This is a genomic window from Curtobacterium sp. ISL-83 (genome assembly GCF_018613895.1).
GTDB lineage: Bacteria > Actinomycetota > Actinomycetes > Actinomycetales > Microbacteriaceae > Curtobacterium.
In genome coordinates this window covers 211,980-234,218 of the sequence record NZ_JAGGPH010000012.1, presented here as the reverse complement: position 1 = coordinate 234,218, position 22,239 = coordinate 211,980, and the positions used below count along the sequence as shown (strand labels likewise).

At 72.7% G+C, this 22,239-nt stretch carries 16 protein-coding genes, 1 tRNA gene and 1 pseudogene; 10 read left to right on the top strand and 8 right to left on the bottom strand.

Annotated elements, in window-relative coordinates:
• Positions 1-64: 64 nt before the first annotated feature.
• From J7E22_RS12465 to J7E22_RS17975, 3 genes are all read right to left on the bottom strand, one after another.
• Positions 65-886: an arginase family protein gene (locus J7E22_RS12465; protein ID WP_214982038.1), complete on the bottom strand. Its 822-nt coding sequence runs from the start codon at positions 884-886 to the stop codon at positions 65-67.
• Positions 887-931: 45 nt separating this feature from the next.
• Complete coding sequence (locus tag J7E22_RS12460; RefSeq protein ID WP_214982037.1) at positions 932-1,657, bottom strand: PspA/IM30 family protein; 726 nt, start codon at positions 1,655-1,657, stop codon at positions 932-934.
• Positions 1,658-1,744: 87 nt separating this feature from the next.
• Positions 1,745-3,775, bottom strand: a complete 2,031-nt coding sequence (locus J7E22_RS17975) for a TPM domain-containing protein (RefSeq protein WP_214982036.1) — start codon at positions 3,773-3,775, stop codon at positions 1,745-1,747.
• Positions 3,776-3,979: 204 nt separating this feature from the next.
• On the opposite strand from J7E22_RS17975, the gene J7E22_RS12450 reads away from it, so the two are divergent.
• Positions 3,980-4,183, top strand: coding sequence for a hypothetical protein (locus J7E22_RS12450; protein ID WP_214982035.1), 204 nt, complete (start codon positions 3,980-3,982; stop codon positions 4,181-4,183).
• Positions 4,184-4,233: 50 nt separating this feature from the next.
• Positions 4,234-4,773, top strand: coding sequence for a 4'-phosphopantetheinyl transferase superfamily protein (locus J7E22_RS12445; RefSeq protein WP_214982034.1), 540 nt, complete (start codon positions 4,234-4,236; stop codon positions 4,771-4,773).
• Here J7E22_RS12445 and map read toward each other — a convergent pair.
• Positions 4,754-5,524 carry a type I methionyl aminopeptidase gene (gene map / locus J7E22_RS12440; protein WP_214982033.1) on the bottom strand — a complete coding sequence of 257 codons (771 nt, stop codon included), beginning with the start codon at positions 5,522-5,524 and terminating at the stop codon, positions 4,754-4,756. The genes J7E22_RS12445 and map overlap by 20 nt on opposite strands.
• A gap of 45 nt (positions 5,525-5,569) precedes the next feature.
• Here map and J7E22_RS12435 point away from each other — a divergent pair.
• Positions 5,570-5,803: pseudogene (locus J7E22_RS12435) on the top strand (helix-turn-helix transcriptional regulator); the annotation flags it as partial.
• Between the two features lie 122 nt (positions 5,804-5,925).
• On the opposite strand, the gene J7E22_RS12430 reads toward J7E22_RS12435, so the two are convergent.
• From J7E22_RS12430 to J7E22_RS12415, 4 genes are all read right to left on the bottom strand, one after another.
• Positions 5,926-7,281: a M1 family metallopeptidase gene (locus J7E22_RS12430; protein WP_308159240.1), complete on the bottom strand. Its 1,356-nt coding sequence runs from the start codon at positions 7,279-7,281 to the stop codon at positions 5,926-5,928.
• 8 nt (positions 7,282-7,289) lie between these two features.
• Complete coding sequence (locus J7E22_RS12425; RefSeq protein ID WP_214982031.1) at positions 7,290-11,204, bottom strand: Pls/PosA family non-ribosomal peptide synthetase; 3,915 nt, start codon at positions 11,202-11,204, stop codon at positions 7,290-7,292.
• A 122-nt stretch (positions 11,205-11,326) separates the two neighbouring features.
• Positions 11,327-11,398: transfer RNA gene (locus J7E22_RS12420), tRNA-Arg, on the bottom strand.
• Between the two features lie 122 nt (positions 11,399-11,520).
• Positions 11,521-12,102, bottom strand: a complete 582-nt coding sequence (locus J7E22_RS12415; RefSeq protein WP_214982030.1) for a hypothetical protein — start codon at positions 12,100-12,102, stop codon at positions 11,521-11,523.
• 60 nt (positions 12,103-12,162) lie between these two features.
• On the opposite strand from J7E22_RS12415, the gene argS reads away from it, so the two are divergent.
• The 7 genes from argS (at position 12,163) to rho (ending at position 22,236) form a co-directional block, all read left to right on the top strand.
• Positions 12,163-13,833, top strand: a complete 1,671-nt coding sequence (gene argS, locus J7E22_RS12410; protein WP_214982029.1) for an arginine--tRNA ligase — start codon at positions 12,163-12,165, stop codon at positions 13,831-13,833.
• A 90-nt stretch (positions 13,834-13,923) separates the two neighbouring features.
• Positions 13,924-14,679 carry a DUF2993 domain-containing protein gene (locus tag J7E22_RS12405; protein WP_214982028.1) on the top strand — a complete coding sequence of 252 codons (756 nt, stop codon included), beginning with the start codon at positions 13,924-13,926 and terminating at the stop codon, positions 14,677-14,679.
• A 70-nt stretch (positions 14,680-14,749) separates the two neighbouring features.
• A complete protein-coding gene (gene lysA / locus J7E22_RS12400) occupies positions 14,750-16,165 on the top strand; it encodes a diaminopimelate decarboxylase (protein ID WP_214982027.1) in 1,416 nt (471 codons plus the stop codon).
• Between the two features lie 35 nt (positions 16,166-16,200).
• Positions 16,201-17,532: a homoserine dehydrogenase gene (locus tag J7E22_RS12395; RefSeq protein WP_214982026.1), complete on the top strand. Its 1,332-nt coding sequence runs from the start codon at positions 16,201-16,203 to the stop codon at positions 17,530-17,532.
• Between the two features lie 39 nt (positions 17,533-17,571).
• Entirely contained in the window at positions 17,572-18,651 is a 1,080-nt protein-coding gene (thrC, locus tag J7E22_RS12390; RefSeq protein WP_214982025.1) for a threonine synthase, read from the top strand.
• Positions 18,652-18,695: 44 nt separating this feature from the next.
• Entirely contained in the window at positions 18,696-19,646 is a 951-nt protein-coding gene (gene thrB / locus J7E22_RS12385) for a homoserine kinase (RefSeq protein ID WP_214982092.1), read from the top strand.
• Between the two features lie 157 nt (positions 19,647-19,803).
• Positions 19,804-22,236, top strand: a complete 2,433-nt coding sequence (gene rho, locus J7E22_RS12380) for a transcription termination factor Rho (protein WP_214982024.1) — start codon at positions 19,804-19,806, stop codon at positions 22,234-22,236.
• Positions 22,237-22,239: the final 3 nt, after the last annotated feature.

Genomic DNA, 22,239 nt, shown 5'->3' with positions numbered 1-22,239 from the left:
GGTGACGGTGATGCGGTCGGGCGCGGCGACCGGGGCCAGTGCGCCGGCGACCCAGCGGACCGGGTCAGACGGTCCGTGCTGCGCTCGTGATCGCCCCGACGGCACGCAGGATCACGCCGAGGTCGTCCACGGCACGATCGGGGTCGACCGGGGCGAAGCCGGTGAGCGCCGCTCCGACGAGCCGGCGTCCGGCGGTCGCTGCCTGGATCCGTTCGACGAGCCCGGCGCCGTCGAGCCCGAACGGCACCGGTTCGAGCAGCCCGTCGACCTCGGACGGGTCGAGGACGTCCAGGTCGACGTGGAGGAAGACCGATGTGGCGCCGGTGGCGGCGATGGCCGCGGTGATGGCCGCCGGTGTGGCGGCGTCGACGTCGAGGTGTGCGATGCCCGCGCGCAGGAGGGCGGCCGCTTCGGCGTTGTCCACGCCGCGGGTGCCGACGACGACGACGTGGTCCGCACGCACGATCGGCAGGTCCGGGAACAGCTCGGCGGGTCGGTCGACCAGCACCCGGAGGACCGCGGTCTCGGCGGCGACGGGCTGCGCACGGTTCAGGGCCCGGTAGCCGCTCGACCCGGCGATCCGCACGAAGACGGTGTCCGGGTCGAGCCCGGTGGTGGCACCGAGCACGCTCGAGCCGTCCCCGCCCACGACGAGCGGGACGTCGGACGCGACGGCGGTCTCCTCGGCGACGCGCTCGGCGACGGATCGGACCGCGGTGTACCGCGCGATCGCGGTCTCGAGCCGGTCGCCCGCGCCCGCCGGGACCTCGACGAAGGTGGTGGAGGCCCGGGGGAGGTCGGCTGCGATCGCGGTCGCGCCGTCCGCGAGCCGCATCGCGCGCGACGACGCCGAACCCTGCCACTGACCGACGACGATGAACTGCATCGTGTCAGTCTGTCAGCCGGGTCCGACGTCGTCCGCAGCGTCGGGTCAGATGACCGACGATCCGCCGTTCTTCAGCGCGGCGAGACGGGCCTCGACCTCGGCGTCCTTGCCGACGTCCTCGAGGCTCTCGAACTGCGCGTCGAGGCTCGACGACTGGAGCTCCTGCTGTCCGAGGACCTTGGCTTCCTCGCGGCGGACCTTCTCCTCGAAGCGGCTGAGGTCGCTCGTCGGGTCGGTGATGTCGATGTTGCCGAGGGCGTCGTTGACCTTCGTCTGCGCCTCGGCCGTCTTGGCCCGGGCGACGAGCGAGTTCCGCTTGGCCTTGAGCTCGTCGAGCTTCTGCTCCATGCCCGCGAGGCCGGCCTTCAGCTTCTCGACCTGCTCGTTCTGCGTGGCGAGCGGGCCCTCGTTGTCCTTGACCTCTTGCTCGGCGGCGATCTGCTTGCCGATCGCGATCTTGGCGAGGTTGTCGAACTTGTCGGCGTCCGCGGACTTGCCCTCGGCGCGGTACTTGTCGGCGGCTGCCGAGGCGTTCGCGGCCTTCTGACCCCACTCGGTGGCGGCGCGCTTGTCCTCTTCGTGGTCCTGCTCGAGCAGCCGGAGGTTGCCGATCGTCTGCGCGATCGCGGTCTTGGCGTCCGCGATGTTGTTCGAGTAGTCACGCACCAGCTGGTCGAGCATCATCTGCGGGTCTTCCGCGTCGTCGATGAGCTGGTTCACGTTCGCTCGGAGGAGCGAGGAGATGCGACCGAAGATCGTCTGCTTTGCCATTGCTGTTCCCTTTCGTGGAAGGTCTGTCTGGATCATGTCGGTGCGTCCTGTGCGAACGCTCCGGTTCTGGTGGTCGTGTGGTCCGGATCAGAAGCGGCCGCCGCCGGAGAAGCCGCCGTCGCCACCGCCGCCGCCTCCGCCGAAGTCGCCGCCTCCGCCGAAGCCGCCGTCACCCCCGCCGAAGCCCCCGTCGCCACCGAATCCGCCCCCACCGAATCCGCCGCCGAAGCCCCCGCCGCCGTAGCTGCCGCCCCGTCCGCCGAGCAGCCCGCCGAGGACGATGCCGGTGACGAGCCCGCCGAGCTGCGCGCCCCCGCCCCCACCGCCCTGTCCGGGCCAGCCGCCCATGTCGTTGTTCGCCTCGTCCATCGCCGCCGCCGCGTACTGTTCGGCAGCCCGCGCCGCCTGGAGCGCTTGGGTCGGGTCCGTCGTGGCCAGGTCAACGGCGTCGTCGAAGGCCCGTTCGGCCTCGGACAGGCGCGTGCGTGCGGCGGGTCCGACGGCGCCGCGGCGCATCGAGATGAAGTCCCGCGCCTGGCTGATCCGAGAGCGGGCGTCGCGCATGGCGTCGTCCAGCGCCTTGGTCGCGCGACGGTGTTGCTCCTCGGCGCTGCGCGCGCTCGCGATGGCGGCGTCGATGTCGGTGTTCGCCTTCGTCAGCGCGTCGACCGCGGCGATCGGGTCGCGGGGGTCGAAGCCCTGTCGGAGGACGCCTTCGGCGCGGGTGACCGCGGCCGCCAGGTCCGGGCCGCCGGCCTGCAGGGAGTGTGCGGCGGCGACGTCGCCCTGGATGTCGATCCGCATGGCCTCGGCGCGGGCGCTCGCCTCGGCGAAGGTCGACTCGGCGGCGGTCGCACTGTCGGTCAACTGCTGCACCTGCGCGAGCGCGTGCTGCGCGTCACGGACCGCGACGACGGCTTCGCCCTTGTCGCCGGCGGCGATGGCGGCCGTCGCGGCGTGCGACCGTTCGGTCGCGTAGGCGAGCACCTTGGCGGCCTGCTCGACGTTGTCGGACACGGTCGCGAGGGTGCGGCCGGTGTACGCGCGCCGGATCCGGTCGAGTGCGGCGTTGGCCTGGGCCACGCCCGCGGGTGCGGCGGCCACCGCGTCCGTGAGGGCGACAGCGGCGTCCTCCACCCCGGCCTCGAGCCCGCGGAGCTGCTCGAACGCCTCGGTCTGCTGCTCGATCGCCGCGTGCGCCTGCTCGCAGATGGCGATGATCTGGTTCGCCCAATCGGCACGCTGCTGCGGGGTGTCCGGGATCTCGTCGTCGAGCTGCTGCTGGAAGGTGAAGGCCTTGCGCACGGACTTCTGGGCGGCGGCAACCGTGTCGGCGAAGGGCTTCGCGGCATCGGCGCCGAACTGAGCGGTGGCGAACCCGACCTCTTGTTCGGCGGTGCGGAGTTCGTCGTCGATGGTGACGAGGGCGCCGCCGGCGGAACGCTCGAGCGCGGCGAGCGACTCCTGCTGCGCGCGGGTCGCGGCAGCGGTCCGCGCCCTGTTCCGGCGTCGGATCAGCAGGACCGCGACGAGCGCGGCGACAACGACGACGAGCAGCAGGATCCAGAGCCAGGTCAGGTCTGCTGGCGCCTGCGAGCTGACGAGACCGTTCGCCAGCGCCACGGCCGCGCCCGACCAGTCGCTCTGCTTGAGCTTCGGGACGGCGTCCTGCTGGTAGGCGTTCTGGACGTCGCCCGAGGACAGCGCGGTCTGGTTCGTCTGCTGGATGTCGGCGACCTTGTCGTCGACGGCCACGGACAGCACGATGCTGTCGGAGTCGATCTGGTTCTTCGTCATCAGCGCGTCGCCCCACGCGGTGTGGTCGCTGGGGTTCGTGAAGGTCGGCACGTAGACGACGTAGAGCTGCGTCTTCGTCTTGGCGTACAGGTCCTGCACGGCGCGCTCGACCTCGGACTTCTGGCCGGGGCTGAGCGCTCCGGCCTCGTCCACGACATAGGCCCCGCGCAGGTCGACGGGGTCGGCGGCGTGCGCGGCAACCGCCGGTGCGAGGACGACCAGCAGGGCGAGGACTGCTGCGCTCACCCGCCCGAGGAGTCGTGCTGTCCCCCTCGTCACGCTCGAGCCGTTCGTGGTCGATCCGCTCTGGACCACTCGCATCCGTTCTCCGTCCGTCGCCGGGGACAGCACCGCCGCACCCCGGAACCGCGCCGTGGAGCGCCGTCGCCGGGAGTCTATCCAGGGCACGCAGGGCAACGAGCAGACTCCGGGTGAACCCCGGGGGACGGCCGAACTGTGGACGTCTTGTCCCCCGATCGGGGTATGCTGACGAGACTGTTCGAGGACGAGCGGAAGGGGACAGCAATGGAGCGAACGACGAGTACCGAGGTCGTCCCGTTGGAGGACGGCTACCACCGCGTGTCGACGCCGGCCAGCGGCGTGATCGGCTTCGTGCGCGAGAACGACGGGCGGTACGAGGTCCTGCGTGGGCGCGTGCGGCAGGCGACGCGGTCCGAAGGCCTCTACAGCACGATGAACGTTGCGCTGATCGCGCTCACGCACGCGTGAGCTATGGCGGTGCGCCGCCGACACCAGGACGCCCTGATCCGGTCGTCGTGGTGTCGTTGCGCGCACCGGGCGCGCACCCGTCGGTCGACCGGGAGGCCCTGGTCGCCGCCGTCGCGACTGTCGCCGCCGTCGACACGGTCGCGGTGCGCGCGGGGCGCGTCTGCCAGCACTGCGGTGCCACCGACCACGGTCGGCCGTGGGCGACCGTGCACGGCGAGCCCGTCGGCGTGAGCCTGTCGCGCGCTCCCGGCACGGTCGCGCTCGCGGTCGGCCCCGGGCCGCTCGGCGTCGACGTCGAACGGGTGTCCCGGGTCGCCGCTGCCCCGCTCGACGTCTTCACCGCGGGGGAGGTGGCGCGGGCGGCCGGAGACCCGGCCGTGCTCGCGGCGTGCTGGGCCGGCAAGGAGGCCGTGCTGAAGCGGGACGGCCGCGGCCTCCGGGTCGATCCGGCCTCCGTAGACGTCGACGTGCTGGCCGCGCAGGCCACCTTCGAGGGTTCGGTGCAGCCGCTGGTGATCCTCCACCCGGAGCCGGACTTGGTGCTCGTGGTCGCCGCGGGTGGTGCGGCGGTCAGCGTGCAGGCCGGGTGAGGACCTCGGCGCCGTCCTCGGTGATCGCGATGGTGTGCTCGGTGTGGGCGGTGCGTGCCCCGGTGGCGCTCCGGAGCGTCCACCCGTCCGGGTCGACCACGAGTTCGTCCGTGTCCGCCATCACCCAGGGCTCGAGCGCCAGCAGCAAGCCCGGGCGGAGGGTGTACCCGCGCCCGGCCCGACCGGTGTTCGACACGTGCGGGTCCTGGTGCATGGTCGAGCCGATGCCGTGGCCGCCGAACTCGACGTTGACGGGGTAGCCCGCACCGTGGAGGACCGCGCCGATCGCGTGGGACAGGTCGCCGGTCCGTGCGCCGGGTCGCGCGGCCGCGATGCCCGCTGCCAGGGCATGCTCGGTCACCTCGACGAGTGCCGTGTCCTCCGGGTCGGGAGTCCCGACGACGAAGCTGATGGCGGCGTCGGCAGCGATCCCGTCGAGCGACACCGCGAGGTCCAGCGTCAGCAGGTCGCCGTCGGCGAGCACGCGGTCGTGGGGGAGCCCGTGCAGCACGGCGTCGTTCACCGCCGTGCAGATGTGGTGCCCGAACGGACCCCGGCCGAACGACGGCGCGTAGTCGACGTAGCAGGACTGGGCCCCGGCGTCCTCGATCATGCGCTTCGCCCAGCGGTCGATCTCGAGCAGGTTCGTACCGACCGCCGTCCGTTCCCGGAGGGTCTGCAGGATCGTGCCGACGAGGGCACCGGTCGCACGGGCCCGGTCGAGCTCGGCCGGGGTGAGGATCTCGATCATGGGATGATCATACCGGTACTGTTCGACCGGGTTAGGATCGGGGGCATGGTCCGACTTCCCCTCAGCCCGGCTGAACTCGCCCGTGGGCAGCGCCTCGGGGCGCTCCTCCGTCGCGCGCGTGGATCCCGCTCGATGCCGGACGTCGCGTCGGCGGCCGGGGTGTCACCGGAGACGCTCCGGAAGATCGAGACCGGTCGGATCGCCACGCCCTCGTTCGCGACCATCGCCGCCGTCGCGGGTGTGGTCGGACTGTCCCTCGACGCGGTGTGGGCCGAGGTCGTCGCCGCCCCGGCCGCGACCGCCCCCACCGCCCCGGCCCCGCCCGATCATGACCCCGCAGCGGCGTCGCTCGAACACGCCCCCGCCGCGGCGTCGCTCGACGAGGTGGCCGCCACGGCGTCCTAGCCGGCGGGCAGTTCCGGGACGCCCGGCTCGTCGATCCACCCGGCGGTCACCGCGCGGATCGCGTCCACGGCACCGCCGGCGGCGTCGGCGAAGGCCACCAGGACGTCCTCGGGCACGACCGAACCGTGACGGTGGCGCTCCGTCAGCGCGCGGAGGGCGGCGAAGAACGCGTCGTCGCCGATCGTGCGCCGGACCGCGTGCAGGGCGAGCGCGCCCCGCTTGTACACACGGTCGTCGAACATGTCCTTCGCGCCCGGGTCCGCGACGACCAGGTCCTGCGGCTGGTCCAGGAGTCCGGTCCGGTGCGCCTGGGCCAGCGCGTCGGCGGTGTCACCCCCGCGGTGCTCGGACCACAGCCACTCGGCGTAGCAGGCGAACCCCTCGTGCAGCCAGATGTCCCGCCACCGGGTGATCGTCACCGAGTTGCCGAACCACTGGTGCGCGAGCTCGTGCGCGATGAGACGGTCGGTGCCGTGCAGACCGTCGACGTGGTTCCGGCCGAACACCGCCAGACCGTGGGCCTCGAGCGGGATCTCGAGGTCGTCGTCGGTGACCACGATCCCGTACGCGGCGAACGGGTACGGTCCGAAGCGGTCCGCGAACAACGCGAGCATGTCGGGCACCTGCCCGAAGTCGGTCTTCGCGGCGCTCGCCAGGTCCGTGGGGTGGTGGAGCGTGACCGGCACCGACCCGCCCCGGAGCTTCGTCGTGCGGTACCGGCCGATCTGCACCGTCGCCAGGTACGTCGCCATCGGTTCGGTCGTCGAGTACGTCCAGGTCGTGCCGCTCCGCACCCGGTCGGTCCCGAGGAGCTCCCCGTTCGCCACGACGTCGTACGCGGCCTCGGCGGTGATCTCGAAGCGGTAGGTGGCCTTGTCGTCCGGGCGGTCGTTGCACGGGAACCAGGAGGGCGCTCCCGTGGGCTGGGCGGCGACGATGACGCCGTCGGTCAGTTCCTCCCAGCCGATCTGCCCCCACGGGCTGCGGAGCGGGTGCGGGGTGCCGCGGTACCGGAGGTGGAGCGTGAACTCCGTGCCCGCCGTGATCGCCTCGGCGGGGGTCACCGTCGTCTTGTGGGTGGCGGTCGACACCTTCTTCGCCTTGACGCCGTCGACGTCGACGCGGTCCACCGTCAGGCCGTGCAGGTCCACGACCACCCGGTCCAGGTCGGCGAGCGCGACGGCGGTGATGGTCGCCGTGCCCTCGAGCCGGTTCGTGGCGACGCGGTACCCGAGCCGCAGGTCGTAGTGCCGGGCGGACCACCGCCGGTCCCCGCTGTGCGGCGTGTACGGGTCGGGGTCGGCGGTCGCCGGGCGTGTGCGGTCGGTCGGTGCGGTGTCGGTCGGCTTCACGGTGCCGGTCAGTCTGCCACGGCCGCCGCCGTCGGCGTCCCCGCGGGCGCCGTCGACGCGGACTCTGTCCAGGGTGCGATGGGGTTGCCCGCCCAGCGGGACCCGTCCGGCACCTGTTCGCCCCGCATCACGAGCGACGCCGGTCCGACCGTGGCGCCCTGTCCGATCCCCGCCGCGGGCAGGACCACGCTGTGCGGCCCGAGGGTGGCCCCGGTGTCGATCCGGACCGCGTCGAGCTGCATCACGCGGTCGTGGAACAGGTGCGTCTGGACGACCGTGCCCCGGGCGACGGACGCCCCGGCACCGATCGTCACGAGGTCGGCCTCCGGCAGCCAGTAGGTCTCGAGCCAGGTCCCGCGGCCGATCCGCGCCCCGAGGCTCCGCAGCCAGACCGCGAGCGCCGGGGTGCCGGTGGCCTGCTCGGCGAACCACGGGCGGGCGACGGTCTCGACGAAGGTGTCCTGCACCTCGTTCCGCCACACGAACGACGACCACAGCGGGTGCTCCTGTGCGCGGATCCGGCCCACGAAGGCCCACTTCGCCGCGGTCGACACGACGGCGGCGACCGCGCCCGCGACGATCAGCACCGGACCGGCGAGCAACACGGTCCACCCGATGCCGACCGCCGACCACAGGGCGAGCAGCGTCACGGCGACCCCGAGCGCGATGGCGGCCGACACCATCGGCGCGACCAGGCGCAGCAGCTCCCAGCAGCCCCGGGCGACCTTCAGCGATCGCGGCGGCCGGAACGTGCGCTCCTCGTCGAACTGCGTCGTCGCCCGCCGCAGTCGCACCGGCGGGGACCCGAGCCACGACGACCCGCGCTTGGCCTTCTTCGGCACGGCGCTCAGCACGGCCACCAGGGCCTCCCGCGGTACCGACCGGCCGGCGCCGCTCATGCCCGAGTTGCCGAGGAACGCCCGGCGACCGATCTTCGACCGACCGATGCGCACCCGACCACCGCCGAGTTCGTACGTCGCGACCATGGTGTCGTCCGCCAGGAACGCGCCCGAGGCGATCTGCGTCAGCGCCGGGATGAGCAGGACGGTCGAGATCTCGGTGTTCCGGCCGACCCGCGCGCCGAGCAGGCGGAGCCACACCGGCGTCACCAGGCTCGCGTACAGGGGGAACAGCAGCGTCCGGGCGGCGTCGAGGATCCGCTCCGTCGACCACACCTGCCACCCGATGCGGGACCGCACGGGGTGCCGGCCCTCGCGGAGGCCCAGGCCGAGCAGGCGAACGGACACCACGACCAGGATCGCGTAGACCGCCCCGGCGACGACCGTCGCGAGGGGCACCGTGACCAGCGCGCGGACGGCGGCGTCGCCGAGGGACGACGGCGTCCCGACGATCGCGACCATGACGAGGAGCCCCACCGCGACCCCGACGACCGGCAGCCCGGCCACGGCGACCGACCCGACCCCGTACGCGACGAGCCAGCGTCGACGGGCCGGGGGACGTGCCTCCAGGCCGTGCCGGGCCGACCCGACGCGTTCCGCCGGCGAACCCGCCCAGCGCTGCCCGTCCGGGACCCGGCCCGTGACGGCCGAGCCGGCCTCGACCTCGGCACCGGCGCCCACGTGGGCGCCCGGCAACAGCGTCGTCCGGCTGTGGACGACCGCGTCCGACTCGATCTCGACGCGACCGAGGTGGAAGACGTCACCGTCCACCCAGTGCCCCGCGAGGTCCACCTCCGGTTCGATGGACGCGCGCTTGCCCACCGTGAGGAGGCCCGTGACGGGCGGCAGCGTGTGCAGGTCGACGTCGCGGCCGATCGTCGCGCCGAGCGCCCGGGCGTAGTAGCTGATCCACGGGGCACCCGCGGTCGACGGCCCGTCCACCGCCTCGGCGATGCGCTCCGCCAGCCAGACTCGCAGGTGCACCGACCCCCCGCGCGGGTGGTCGCCCGGCTGCACCCCGGCCAGCAAGAGCCGCACCAGGACGACCGTCACCGCCATCTTCCCGATCGGCGTGACGAACACCAGCACCGCGACGACGAGGGCGGGCACGGGCAGCACGGGCAGGAACGGCAGCGTCGTCGCGTGCAGGACGGCCGCCACCAGGGCGGTCCACGTCAGGATCCGCACGCCGCGGAGGACCTGCACCGGCAGTCCGAGCAGCGTCATCACGAACCCGGTCGCCGGGGACACCGGCGCCACGGTCCTGGACGACGCCTCCGTCGGCCCGGCGTCGTCGAGGGCGTCCGCGAGCGCGCCGATCCGCGGGTGGTCGTACACGTCCGCGACCGTCGTCGTGGGGAAGCGTTCACGGATCGCGGACACCAGCTGCGCAGCCGTCAGCGAACCACCGCCGTGCGCGAAGAAGTCGTCGTCGACGCTCGACACCGGCACCCCGAGGATCGCCGCCCACCGCTCCGCGATCCACGCCACGGTGTCCGGCAACAGTGCGGCCTCGGAGGCACCCGGCAGCGGCCACGGCAACGCCGCACGGTCGACCTTGCCCGACGTCCGCGTCGGCAGCGACTCCACCACGGCCAGGAGCGGGACCAGCGCCGCCGGGAGCTCCTGCCGCAACCGGGCGTTCGCCGCCGCCACGTCGACCGTCGCCCCCGCGACCGGCGCCACGTACCCGACGAGCACCTGGTTGCCCGCCGGGGTCCGCTGCACCACGGCCGCGCCGCCCGCCACGTCGTCCAACGACTGCAGGGCCGCATCGATCTCACCGAGTTCGATCCGGCGACCCCCGAGCTTCACCTGGTCGTCCGCCCGACCCTGGAAGACGAGTCCCTCCGGGTCGTACCGCACCAGGTCACCGCTCCGGTACGCCCGCTCCCACCCGAGCTCCGGGAAGGCCGCGTACTTCTCCGCGTCCTTCGCCGCGTCGAGGTAGCGACCGAGCCCCACACCACCGATGACGAGCTCACCGACACCACCCGGCGGGACCCGGACGCCGGCGCCGTCGACGACCGCCAGGTCCCAGCCGTCCAACGGCAGCCCGATCCGGATCGGCGTCGACCCGTCCAGCAGGGAGCCGCACGCGACGACCGTCGCCTCGGTCGGACCGTACGTGTTCCACACCTCGCGGTCCCGCGACGCGATCCGTGCCGCGAGCTCCGGCGGGCACGCCTCACCGCCGAAGATCACCAGCCGCACCTGCTCGAGCGCGTCGTCCGGCCACAGCGCCGCGAGGGTCGGCACCGTCGACACGACCGTGATCGTGTGCGCGATCAGCCACGGCCCGAGGTCCACCCCGGTCCGCACGAGCGACCGCGGCGCCGGCACCAACGCCGCACCGTGCCCCCACGCCAACCACATCTCCTCACACGACGCGTCGAACGCCACGCTGAGACCCGCGAGGACCCGGTCGCCCGGACCGATCGGTGCGGCCTGCAGGAACATCCGCGCCTCGGCGTCCACGAAGGCCGCCGCCGACCGGTGCGTGACGGCGACGCCCTTCGGCACGCCGGTCGAGCCGGAGGTGAAGATGATCCACGCATCGTCGGTGACGCGGGGGAGCGCGGCGCTCGCCGCGGGGTCGGTCACCGGCAGGGCACGCCCCTCGCGGTCGCGCAGCACGCCCCCGGCACCGATCACGCCGGCGACGTGCGCCTCGCCGAACACGAGAGCCGCGCGTTCCTCGGGGTCGTCCGCGTCCACGGGCACGTAGGCCGCACCCGCCGCGAGGACGGCGAGGATCGACAGGTAGAGGTCGCGGGTGCCGGAGGGGATCCGGATGCCGACCCGGTCGCCGCGGCGGACACCCCGTCGTGCGAGGTCGTCGGCCTGGTCGTGCACCAGGCGGAGCATCGTCGCGTAGTCGATCGTGCCGGCCGGGTCCTCGAGCGCGGTCGCGTCGGGGTTCGCCTCCGCGGTGGCGGTGAGGACGTCGAGGAGCGTGCGCGGAGCGGGTGCGTGCGCGCCGCGGGCGAGCTCGTGCTGCGGGTTCCCGGTGGCGGTGGTCATCGAGGCCTCTTCCCGGTCGCGTGCGGGACGACCGGCCCGTGATCCTAGGGGACCCACGTGACCCACAGGCAAACATGACACACGTGAAAAGGGCCCGCGCTTCGCGCGAGCCCTTTTCCCTGTGCCCCCAGGAGGATTCGAACCTCCGCCCCTGCCTCCGGAGGGCAGTGCTCTATCCCCTGAGCTATGGGGGCCCGGGGTGGAAACAACCGTAGCAGGTCCCGTGCCCCCACCAGGACAGCGCGTGTCGCGCTCGTTCCGGACGGGAGGCCCGTGGCGGTGCCGCCACGGGCCTCCCGTCCGTCGTCGGCGAGCGTCAGCCGGCGGTCGTCGCGGTGGTGCTCGGGCCGAGCGCCGCGCGAGCCGCGTCGACGACGGGTTGCGCGCCTCCCGGTTCGGTGAAGAGCGTCGACGACGTGGTGATCCAGTAGGGGTCGGCGAACGCGTCCGCGCGGCCGACTCCGTCGGTGAGGGAGAAGTACCCCTCGACGCGGTAGGTGGGGACGGAGCCACCCCGCTGGAAGAGCGCGTCCTTCAGGTTCGTGAGTGACTTCTCAGGCAGGTGCGCGACGGCGAGCGTGATCGTGACGGTGGCGTCGTCGGCCGCCCGCCACGAGCAGACGCGTCCGCGCTGGGCGGCGATGACGGCGGCCGGGCTGCCCTTCGCCGGGGTGGAGGCGGTGTCCGGGACGAACGTCTTGCCGTAGACGGCGAGTGCTCCCGCCGGCACGAGCTGGTTGCAGGTCTGGGTGACCGGCTTCCCGATCACGGCGGGTCCGGCGCTCGCCGACGCCGTCGCGTGGGTGCCACCGCCGCCGGAGCAGGCCGCCAGTGCGATCGACGCGGCGACTGCGAGGGTGGCGGCGGTGATCGCCCGGGCACGGCTGCGGGAGGTCATCCCGACATGATGGTGCATCGACCGGGGAGGACCGTCGGCGCCCCGGTAGACTCGGTCCTCGTGAATCCCGCCGAACTCTCCGCCGCGTACCTGTCGATCCTCACCGGGATCGTCGAGCGCCGAGGCGCGTCCGACACCGTGACGATCGACGACTCCCACGTGGCGCTCGAACGTCCGAAGAACCGGGCGCACGGGGACTGGGCGTCGAACGCCGCCATGCAGCTCGCGAAGCGCCTCGGGACGAACCCGCGGGAGCTCGCGGTCGAGATCGCCGGGGAGCTCACGGAACTCGACGGCGTGGACTCGGTCGACATCGCGGGCCCGGGCTTCATCAACATCACGCTCGAGGCCGCCGCCGCCGGTGAGATCGCCCGCACCATCGTCGACGCGGGCGAGCGCTTCGGCCATGGCGACCTGTACGAGGGCGTCCGGATCGACCTGGAGTTCGTGTCCGCGAACCCGACCGGTCCGATCCACATGGGCGGTGTGCGCTGGGCAGCCGTCGGCGACAGCCTGGCCCGCGTGTTCCAGGCGCAGGGCGCGCTCGTCACCCGTGAGTACTACTTCAACGACCACGGCGCGCAGATCGACCGCTTCGCCCGGTCCCTCCTGGCCAGCGCGCTGGGCGAGCCCACGCCCGAGGACGGCTACGGCGGCGCGTACATCGCCGAGATCGCGGCCCGGGTCATCGCGACCCTGCCGTCGACCCTCGACGTCACGGACCTGCCGCGCGACGAGGCGCAGGAGCTCTTCCGGCGCGAGGGCGTCGACTTCATGTTCGCGGACATCAAGTCCTCGTTGCACGACTTCGGTGTCGACTTCGACGTCTTCTTCCACGAGAACACGCTGCACGAGTCGAAGGCCGTCGAGCGTGCGATCGCGCGCCTGCAGGAGCAGGGGCAGATGTACGAGGCCGAGGGTGCGCTCTGGCTCCGGACGACCGATTTCGGCGACGACCGCGACCGTGTCGTCATCAAGTCCGACGGGGAGCCCGCGTACATCGCTGGCGACCTCGCCTACTACCTGGACAAGCGGGAGCGCGGCTTCGAGCGGAACCTGATCATGCTCGGCGCCGACCACCACGGCTACGTGGGCCGCATGATGGCGATGGCCGCGGCGTTCGGGGACGAGCCGGGGAAGAACCTGGAGATCCTGATCGGGCAGATGGTGAACCTGCTCAAGGACGGCGAGCCGATGCGCATGTCGAAGCGCGCGGGCACGATCGTCACGATGGAGGACCTGGTCGACGCCGTGGGTGTCGACGCCGGTCGGTACTCCCTGGTCCGGTTCGCGAGCGACACCGCGATCGACATCGACCTCGACCTGCTGACCAAGCGCACGAACGACAACCCGGTGTTCTACGTGCAGTACGCCCACGCCCGGACCCGGTCCGTGGCGCGGAACGCTGCTGCGTCGGGGGTCGACCGTTCGGTGTTCGACCCGTCGCTCCTGACGCACGAGACCGAGGGCGCACTGCTCGGTGCCCTGGCGGAGTACCCGCGGGTCGTCCGGCAGGCCGCGGAGCTGCGCGAGCCGCACCGCATCGCCCGGTACATCGAGCAGCTCGCCGGGCTGTACCACCGCTGGTACGACGCCTGCCGCGTGACCCCGCTCGGCGACGAGGCCGTGACGGACCTGCACCGCACGCGCCTCTGGCTGAACGACGCCACCGGCCAGGTCATCCGCAACGGCCTCGGCTTGCTCGGCGTGAGCGCGCCCGAGCGCATGTAGCGCCGCCGCGGCGCGGCCCGTGCGCCGCCGCGCCGGACGCGCCCCGCGCCTCCCGGCGGACTGCCGACCCGGGATGGCAGGGTGGCCTCCATGTCCGCCGCCACCACGCACTCCCGGAAGCGCCGCCGCTGGCCACTCGTCGTCGTCGCGATCGTCGTCGTCCTCGCCGTGCTCCTCGTCATCGCCGAGTTCGTCCTGCGTGGCGTCGTCGACCGGATCATCGCGCAGCAGGTCGAGCAGTCGCTCCCGTCCGGCACGACGGGCAAGGTCACCGCGCACGCGGGCGGCATCGTCATCCCGCAGCTCCTCCGCGGGTCGCTCGACCAGGTGCACATCACCTCGGACCGACTCACCGTGCAGGGCATCCCCCTCGCCGCCGACGTCACGGCCCACGACGTCCCGGTGAACGGCAAGGGCGACGTGCGGAACGTCGACGGACACGTGACCCTGGCGTCCTCGAGCGTGAAGCACCTGGCGAAGTACAGCCCGCTGTTCGACCGGATGACCCTGGTGGACGGCGGCGTCGAGCTCTCCGGCACGAGCTCGGTCGTCGGCTACCAGATCACCTACGCGGCGAAGGGCGCCGTCGTGGCCCAGCCCGACGGCAAGGGCATCACCATCACGCCGAAGAGCGTCCGCATCACGAACTCCTCGCTCGGGTTGAAGGTGGACTCCATCCCGGGCGTCACGAACGTGCCCATCCAGGTCTGCACGGCGAAGTTCCTGCCGGCGCAGTTGCGGGTCCGCGACCTCGACATCTCCTCCGCGCGGGCCTCGGTCCGCGTCACCGCGGACACGCTGCCGCTCAACGAGCAGGGCCTCCGGACCGTCGGCACGTGCGGCTGAGTCGCGACGTGTGTCGCGGCCCGCGTCACACGGCCGGGAGGCGCGACTCGCCTCGGTAGGATCGGGTCTCGTGAGCGCCAACCCCCTTGCCCCGCAGCACCTGCGGTTCCCGACGGATCCGGACGCGCTGACGGCGCGGATCTGGCCCGCCTCGGCGACGCGCACGGACGACGGTTCCCTCGCGGTCGGCGGGGTGTCCGCCGATGACCTCGTGGCGCAGTACGGTACGCCGCTGTACGTGGTGGACGAGCGCGACGTGCAGTCCCGCGCGGTCCGGGTGCGGAACGCGTTCACCGAGGCGTTCGAGCGCATCGGGACACGAGCGCACGTGTACTACGCCGGCAAGGCGTTCCTCACGACGCAGGTCGCCGCGTGGATGGCCGCCGCCGACCTCCGCATCGACGTCTGCACCGACGGCGAGCTCGCGGTCGCCCTGGCCGGCGGCGTCGACCCTGCGCTCCTCGGCTTCCACGGGAACAACAAGTCCGACGCCGAGATCACCCGCGCGGTGGGCGTCGGGGTCGGCACGATCGTGCTCGACAGCCACGAGGAGATCGGTCGCGTGGCCCGTGCGGCTGCCGAAGCGGGGACCGTCCAGCGCGTGCGGCTGCGGATCAACACCGGCGTGCACGCGTCGACGCACGACTACCTCGCCACGGCACGTGAGGACCAGAAGTTCGGGATCCCGCTCGCGGAGGCCGCTGACGCCGCCGCCGCGGTCCGCGCCGAGCCGTCGCTCGCGTTCGTCGGGCTGCACTCGCACATCGGGTCGCAGATCTTCGACGACTCCGGCTTCCGCGAGGCCGCCCGCCGCCTGATGGACGTGCACGCGTCCCTGGTCGAGACCGGTCCGGTGCCCGAGCTGAACCTCGGCGGTGGATGGGGCATCGACTACACCGAGGCCGATTCCGCGTTCGAGCCGGAGGACGTCGCCGACGCCCTCGCCGCGATCATCGCCGAGGCCTGCGCGGAGCGGCACATCCCGGTGCCCGAGGTCGCGGTCGAACCCGGCCGGTACATCGTCGGGCCGCCCGGGATCACCCTGTACCGGGTCGGGACGATCAAGCCCGTCACGGTGGAGACGTCCGACGGCGGGTCCGCCACGCGCACCTACGTGTCGGTCGACGGCGGGATGAGCGACAACGTCCGCCCCGCCCTGTACGGCGCCGACTACACCGCACGGCTGGCCCGCACGTCGACGGGATCACCGGTGCTCGCACGGGTCGTCGGGAAGCACTGCGAGAGCGGGGACATCGTCGTGCACGACGAGTACCTGCCGGGCGACGTGCACCGCGGGGACCTGCTCGCGGTCGCTGCCACGGGGGCCTACTGCTGGAGCCTCGCGAGCAACTACAACCACGTGGGACGGCCGCCGGTCGTCGCGGTCTCCGACGGCCGAACCCGTATCCTCGTGCGGGGCGAGTCGGTCGACGACCTCCTCGCCCGCGACACCGGGGTCGCGCCCGTGTCCGCTCCCGGACGTTGACCGACGACCCCTCACCGACAGGAACCCGCACCAAGATGATCGAATACCGCAACGTCCGCGTCGCGCTGCTCGGGGCCGGCTCGGTCGGTTCCCAGGTCGCGCGCCTCCTGCTCGAGCACGGCGACGAGCTCGCCTCGCGTGCCGGAGCCGGGCTGGAGCTCGTCGGGATCGCCGTGCGGGACCTGGACGCCGCGCGTGACGTCGAGCTGCCGAAGGAGCTGTACACGACGGACGCGGAGTCGCTCATCCTCGGGGCGGACATCGTCGTCGAGCTGATCGGTGGCATCGAGCCCGCGCGCACCCTCGTGCTGCAGGCCCTGCAGTCCGGCGCCGACGTGGTCACGGGGAACAAGGCGCTGCTCGCCACGCACGGCCCGGAGCTCTTCGCGGCGGCCGAGCAGGTCGGCGCACAGCTCTACTACGAGGCCGCGGTCGCCGGCGCGATCCCGATCATCCGGCCGTTGCACGACTCGCTCGCGGGGGACCGCATCGAGCGGATCATGGGCATCGTCAACGGCACGACGAACTTCATCCTCGACCTCATGGACCGCGAGGGTGCGACCTTCGAGGACGCCCTCGCCACGGCCACCGAACTCGGGTACGCCGAGGCCGACCCGACCGCGGACATCGAGGGCTACGACGCCGCACAGAAGGCCGCGATCCTCGCCTCGCTGGCGTTCCACACCTCCGTCCCGCTCGCGGCCGTGCACCGTGAGGGCATCACGTCCATCACGATCGAGCAGGTCCGTGCGGCGCGGAAGGCCGGGTACGTCGTCAAGATCCTGGCGACCGCCGAGCGCCTGACCGACCAGGACGGTCGCGAGGGCGTCAGCGCGCGGGTCTACCCGGCGCTCGTCCCCGAGTCGCACCCGCTCGCGAGCGTGCACGGGGCGAAGAACGCCGTGTTCGTCGAGGCCGAGGCCGCGGGTGACCTCATGTTCTACGGCGCCGGCGCCGGCGGTGTCGAGACCGCGTCCGCCGTCCTCGGCGACCTGGTCTCCGCCGCCCGCCGCCACGTGATCGGCGGCCCGGGCGTGGCGGAGTCGACCCAGTCGGCCCTGCCCGTGTTCCCGATCGGCACGGTCCGCACCAGCTACCAGATCACGCTGCACGTCACGGACGCCCCCGGCGTGCTGTCGACGGTCGCCGGCGTGCTGGCCAGACACGGCGTCAGCGTCGAGACCGTCGAACAGACGAGCGCGCTGCACACGGAGGCTCCCGGGGCCGACCCCGCCCCGAGCACCGCGACCCTCGTCATCGGTACCCACCTGGCACGCGAGTCCGACCTCGCGGCCACGGTCGTGGCGCTCCGGAACGAGGACGTCGTCGCCGAGATCACCAGTGTCCTGCGCGTCATCGGCGCCTGAGACACCCCCGACTGCAACACATCGAACAAGGAGAGCCTCATGGCCCACCAGTGGCAGGGAGTCCTGCGCGAGTACGCCGACCGTCTCGACGTCACCGAAGCGACGACCATCGTCACGCTCGGCGAGGGCGGGACGCCCCTGATCCCGGCCCGCCGGCTCTCCGAGCGCACGGGTGCCGACGTCTACGTCAAGTTCGAGGGCATGAACCCGACGGGCTCCTTCAAGGACCGCGGCATGACGATGGCGATCTCGAAGGCCGTCGAGCACGGCGCCAAGGCCGTCATCTGCGCGTCCACCGGCAACACGAGCGCCTCGGCGGCGGCGTACGCCACGCACGCGGGCATCACGGCCGCGGTGCTCGTCCCCGAGGGCAAGATCGCGATGGGCAAGCTCAGCCAGGCCGTCGCGCACGACGCCCAGCTGCTGCAGGTCCAGGGCAACTTCGACGACTGCCTGGACATCGCGCGCGACCTCGCCGCGAACTACCCGGTGCACCTCGTCAACTCGGTGAACAACGACCGCATCGAGGGCCAGAAGACCGCCGCGTTCGAGGTCGTCGACGTCCTCGGTGACGCGCCGGACTTCCACTTCCTGCCGGTCGGCAACGCCGGCAACTACACGGCGTACTCCCGCGGCTACCGCGAGGACGTCGCCGCCGGCCGCTCCTCGAAGCTCCCGCGCATGTTCGGCTTCCAGGCCGCCGGCTCGGCACCGATCGTCCGTGGCGAGGTCGTCAAGCACCCGGACACCATCGCGTCGGCCATCCGCATCGGCAACCCGGCGTCGTGGCAGCTCGCGCTCGAGGCCCGCGAGGAGACCGACGGCTACTTCGGCGCGATCTCCGACGAGGCGATCCTCGCCGCGCACCGGATCCTGTCCGCCGAGGTCGGCGTGTTCGTCGAGCCAGCGTCGGCGATCGGCGTGGCCGGCCTGCTCGAGCGTGCGGACGCCGGCTTCGTGCCGAAGGGTGCGAAGGTCGTCATCACGGTGACCGGCCACGGCCTCAAGGACCCGCAGTGGGCGCTCCGCACGCCGGACGGCGGCGAGGTCACGCCGACGAGCGTCCCGGTCGACACGAAGTCGATCGCCGACGTGCTCGGACTGGTCGGCGCCGCGTGAGCGAGGGCCGCTCGTCAGGACCGGGGGAGGGCGCGACCGCGCGCATCGCTGTACCGGCCGGACGGGCGGTCCGCGTCCGCGTGCCGGCGACGTCGGCCAACCTCGGCCCGGGCTTCGACTCCCTCGGCCTCGCGCTCTCCCTGTACGACGAAGTGGTCGTGCGCGTCCGGCCGGAGCCCGGTGCGACGGTGACCGTCGAGGGGGTCGGTGCCGGCGAGGTCGCCACGGACGACACGAACCTCGTCGTGCAGGCGGTCCGGCGCGGACTCGAGCACGCCGGTGTGGTGCAGCCGGGTCTCGACCTGCACGCCGTCAACGCGATCCCGCACGGCCGCGGCATGGGGTCGTCGGCCGCCGCGATCGTCGCCGGCCTGATGGCGGCCCGCGGGTTGCTCGAGGGCGTGGTCGACCTCGACGCCGCGACGCTCCTCGCGCTCGCGACCGAGATGGAGGGGCACCCGGACAACGTCGCGCCGGCGTTGTTCGGCGGTCTCACCATCGCGTGGATGACGCCGGAGGGGCCGGCGCACAAGCGCCTGCTCGTGCACCGCGGCGTCGCGCCGGTCGTCTTCGTGCCCACGTCGACGCTCTCCACGAAACTCGCCCGCTCGCTCCAGCCGGCGAGCGTCCCGCACGCCGACGCCGCGTTCAACGTGTCCCGGTCCGCACTGCTCGTCGCGGCGCTCATCCAGAGCCCCGAGCTGTTGCTCGCGGCGACCGAGGACCGGCTGCACCAGTCGTACCGGGCGAGCGCGATGCCGGAGACCCACGCGTTGATCGCCCTGCTGCGGCAGGAGGGTCTGGCGGCGGTCGTCTCGGGTGCCGGACCGAGCCTCCTGGTCCTCGGCAGCGACCCCGCGCAGCGGTTGACCGCAGCTGACCTGGTGGCCCGACACGCGGAATCCGACTGGCGGCCGCTCATGCTGGCCGTCGATCTGGGTGGTGCTACAGTGGTGCCGCACTCGGCGCTCGAAGCCGAACCCGCGTCAGCGTGAGGAACGTTCCTCGCCACGCAGGGTCCGGTGCGCGGGGGCACTTCTCTTCCTGATCACCCATCCCGGGACCGTCGTCTGAACGGCGGTCGACGCATCACCACGCGTCCGGGACGGTGCGAAAATCTCCGCGTTCTGCGGTTCGAAAGGAACACCCACCTTGACCAACGTCAACGACTCCACGCCGGTGGAGATCCCCAGCGACCTGCGCGCCCTCCGTCTCCCGGAGCTCCAGCGCATCGCTTCCTCCCTGGGCATCACCGGCCTCTCCAAGCTCCGCAAGGGCGACCTGATCGCCTCCATCGAGGACAAGCGTCCCGCCGGTGCGGCCGAGCCGACCGCCTCCACCGCGCCGGCCGCCTCCACGGAGCCGGCCGCCGCCTCCACTGCCGCTGAGCCCGTCGCCGAGCCGGTCGCCGCGCCCGCCGCCGCGCAGCCGACGCTCCCCGAGCCGGCCACCACCACCGACGACGTCCTCATCGTGCCCGCCGTCGCCCCGTCGACCACCCCGGTCGACGCCTCGGCCGATGCTCCCGCCGACGCCGAGCCGACCGCACCGTCGCGCGCCCGCCGTTCGCGCCGCGCCTCCTCGGGTGGCACCGTGAACGCCGCGCCGACCTCGGCCGCCGAGCACACGAACCACGGACACACCGGCACCGAGGACCTGCTCGCCGGTCTCGACCAGGTGCGCGCGCAGAAGGACGCCCAGGAAGCCGCCGCCCAGGAAGCCGCCGCGCAGGACGCCCCGACGCAGGGCGGCCAGCGCCGTGGCCGTGGTCGCGGCGCCCAGCAGGCTGCGCCGGCCCAGGCCGACCAGCGCGACGACCAGCAGGACGACCAGACCGCGCGGTCCGCGTCGGCCGGCCAGGAGGACGTGGCCGACTCCCAGGAGCAGGGCTCCGAGCAGGGTGGCGACTCCGACAACGGCGACCAGCAGGGCGAGGCCGGGTCGCGTCGCGGCCGCCGCAGCCGTGGTCGCGGTCGTGGCCGCGGACAGAACGGTGAGAACGGCGACGCCGAGCAGGGCCAGAACGGTCAGCAGGCCCAGAACGGCCAGCAGGCCCAGAACGGCCGCGGTCAGAACGGGCAGCAGGCCGAGAACGGTCAGCAGGCCCAGAACGGCCAGGGCGCTCCCAAGCAGGACGCCGCCGCGAGCGAGCCGAAGCAGAACGACCGCCAGAACGACCGCCAGGCCAGCCAGAACGACCGCCAGGCCAGCCAGAACGACCGTCAGGCCGAGACCCGGCAGGACGACCGCACCGACGCGAAGCAGCTGAACGGCCAGGGCAAGCAGCAGGCCCAGCACGCCCAGCAGCAGCAGAAGCAGCAGGCCGCGGACGAGCTCGAGGGTGGCCGCAGCCGCCGCCAGCGTGACCGCAAGCGCGGCCGTGGCGGCCAGAACGACGACTTCGAGCCCGAGGTCACCGAGGACGACGTCCTCATCCCCATCGCCGGGATCCTCGACGTCCTCGACAACTACGCCTTCGTGCGGACGACCGGCTACCTGCCGGGCCCGAACGACGTGTACGTCTCGCTCGGCCAGGTGAAGAAGTACCACCTGCGCAAGGGCGACGCGGTCGTCGGCGCGATCAAGCAGCCGCAGGGCGGCGAGCAGCAGAGCCGCCAGAAGTACAACGCGCTCGTGAAGGTCGACTCCGTGAACGGGCAGACCCCGGACGAGGCCGGCGCTCGCGTGGACTTCGCCGACCTGACGCCGCTGTACCCGAACGAGCGCCTCCGCCTCGAGACCGAGCCGGGCAAGCTCTCGACCCGCATCATCGACCTCGTGTCGCCGATCGGGAAGGGCCAGCGCGGCCTCATCGTCTCCCCGCCGAAGGCCGGCAAGACCGTCGTGCTCCAGGCCATCGCCAACGCGGTCGCGAAGAACAACCCCGAGGCGCACCTGATGGTCGTCCTGGTGGACGAGCGGCCCGAAGAGGTCACCGACATGCAGCGCACGGTGAAGGGCGAGGTCATCGCCTCGACCTTCGACCGTCCCGCCGAGGACCACACCACGGTCGCGGAACTCGCCATCGAGCGTGCGAAGCGCCTGGTCGAGCTCGGCCACGACGTGGTCCTGCTGCTCGACTCGATCACCCGCCTGGGCCGTGCCTACAACCTGTCGACGCCGCCCTCGGGCCGCGTGCTGTCGGGTGGCGTGGACTCCGCGGCGCTGTACCCGCCGAAGCGCTTCTTCGGTGCGGCGCGCAACATCGAGGACGGCGGCTCGCTGACCATCCTCGCGACCGCGCTCGTCGAGACCGGCTCGAAGATGGACGAGGTGATCTTCGAGGAGTTCAAGGGCACCGGCAACATGGAGCTCCGCCTCAACCGTCACCTGGCCGACAAGCGGATCTTCCCGGCGGTGGACGTCAACGCGTCCGGCACGCGTCGCGAGGAGCAGCTGCTCTCCGCCGACGAGGTCAAGATCACGTGGCGCCTCCGTCGTGCCCTCGCCGGGCTCGACCCGCAGCAGGCGCTGGAGATCGTGCTCCGGAACCTCAAGGAGACGCAGTCGAACGTCGAGTTCCTGGTCCAGGTGCAGAAGTCGGTCCCGACGACCGGCGGCCAGCACAGCGGCCACCAGGAGTAACGC

Bases quoted from the DNA above. Each gene is read 5' to 3' on its own strand.
- J7E22_RS17975 (WP_214982036.1), bottom strand. From the start codon at position 3,775: ATGCGAGTGGTCCAGAGCGGATCGACCACGAACGGCTCGAGCGTGACG.
- J7E22_RS12395 (WP_214982026.1), top strand. From the start codon at position 16,201: ATGATCGAATACCGCAACGTCCGCGTCGCGCTGCTCGGGGCCGGCTCG.
- J7E22_RS12405 (WP_214982028.1), top strand. From the start codon at position 13,924: ATGTCCGCCGCCACCACGCACTCCCGGAAGCGCCGCCGCTGGCCACTC.
- J7E22_RS12465 (WP_214982038.1), bottom strand. From the start codon at position 886: ATGCAGTTCATCGTCGTCGGTCAGTGGCAGGGTTCGGCGTCGTCGCGC.
- map (WP_214982033.1), bottom strand. From the start codon at position 5,524: ATGATCGAGATCCTCACCCCGGCCGAGCTCGACCGGGCCCGTGCGACC.
- J7E22_RS12450 (WP_214982035.1), top strand. From the start codon at position 3,980: ATGGAGCGAACGACGAGTACCGAGGTCGTCCCGTTGGAGGACGGCTAC.
- thrC (WP_214982025.1), top strand. From the start codon at position 17,572: ATGGCCCACCAGTGGCAGGGAGTCCTGCGCGAGTACGCCGACCGTCTC.
- J7E22_RS12415 (WP_214982030.1), bottom strand. From the start codon at position 12,102: ATGACCTCCCGCAGCCGTGCCCGGGCGATCACCGCCGCCACCCTCGCA.
- J7E22_RS12460 (WP_214982037.1), bottom strand. From the start codon at position 1,657: ATGGCAAAGCAGACGATCTTCGGTCGCATCTCCTCGCTCCTCCGAGCG.
- J7E22_RS12425 (WP_214982031.1), bottom strand. From the start codon at position 11,204: ATGACCACCGCCACCGGGAACCCGCAGCACGAGCTCGCCCGCGGCGCG.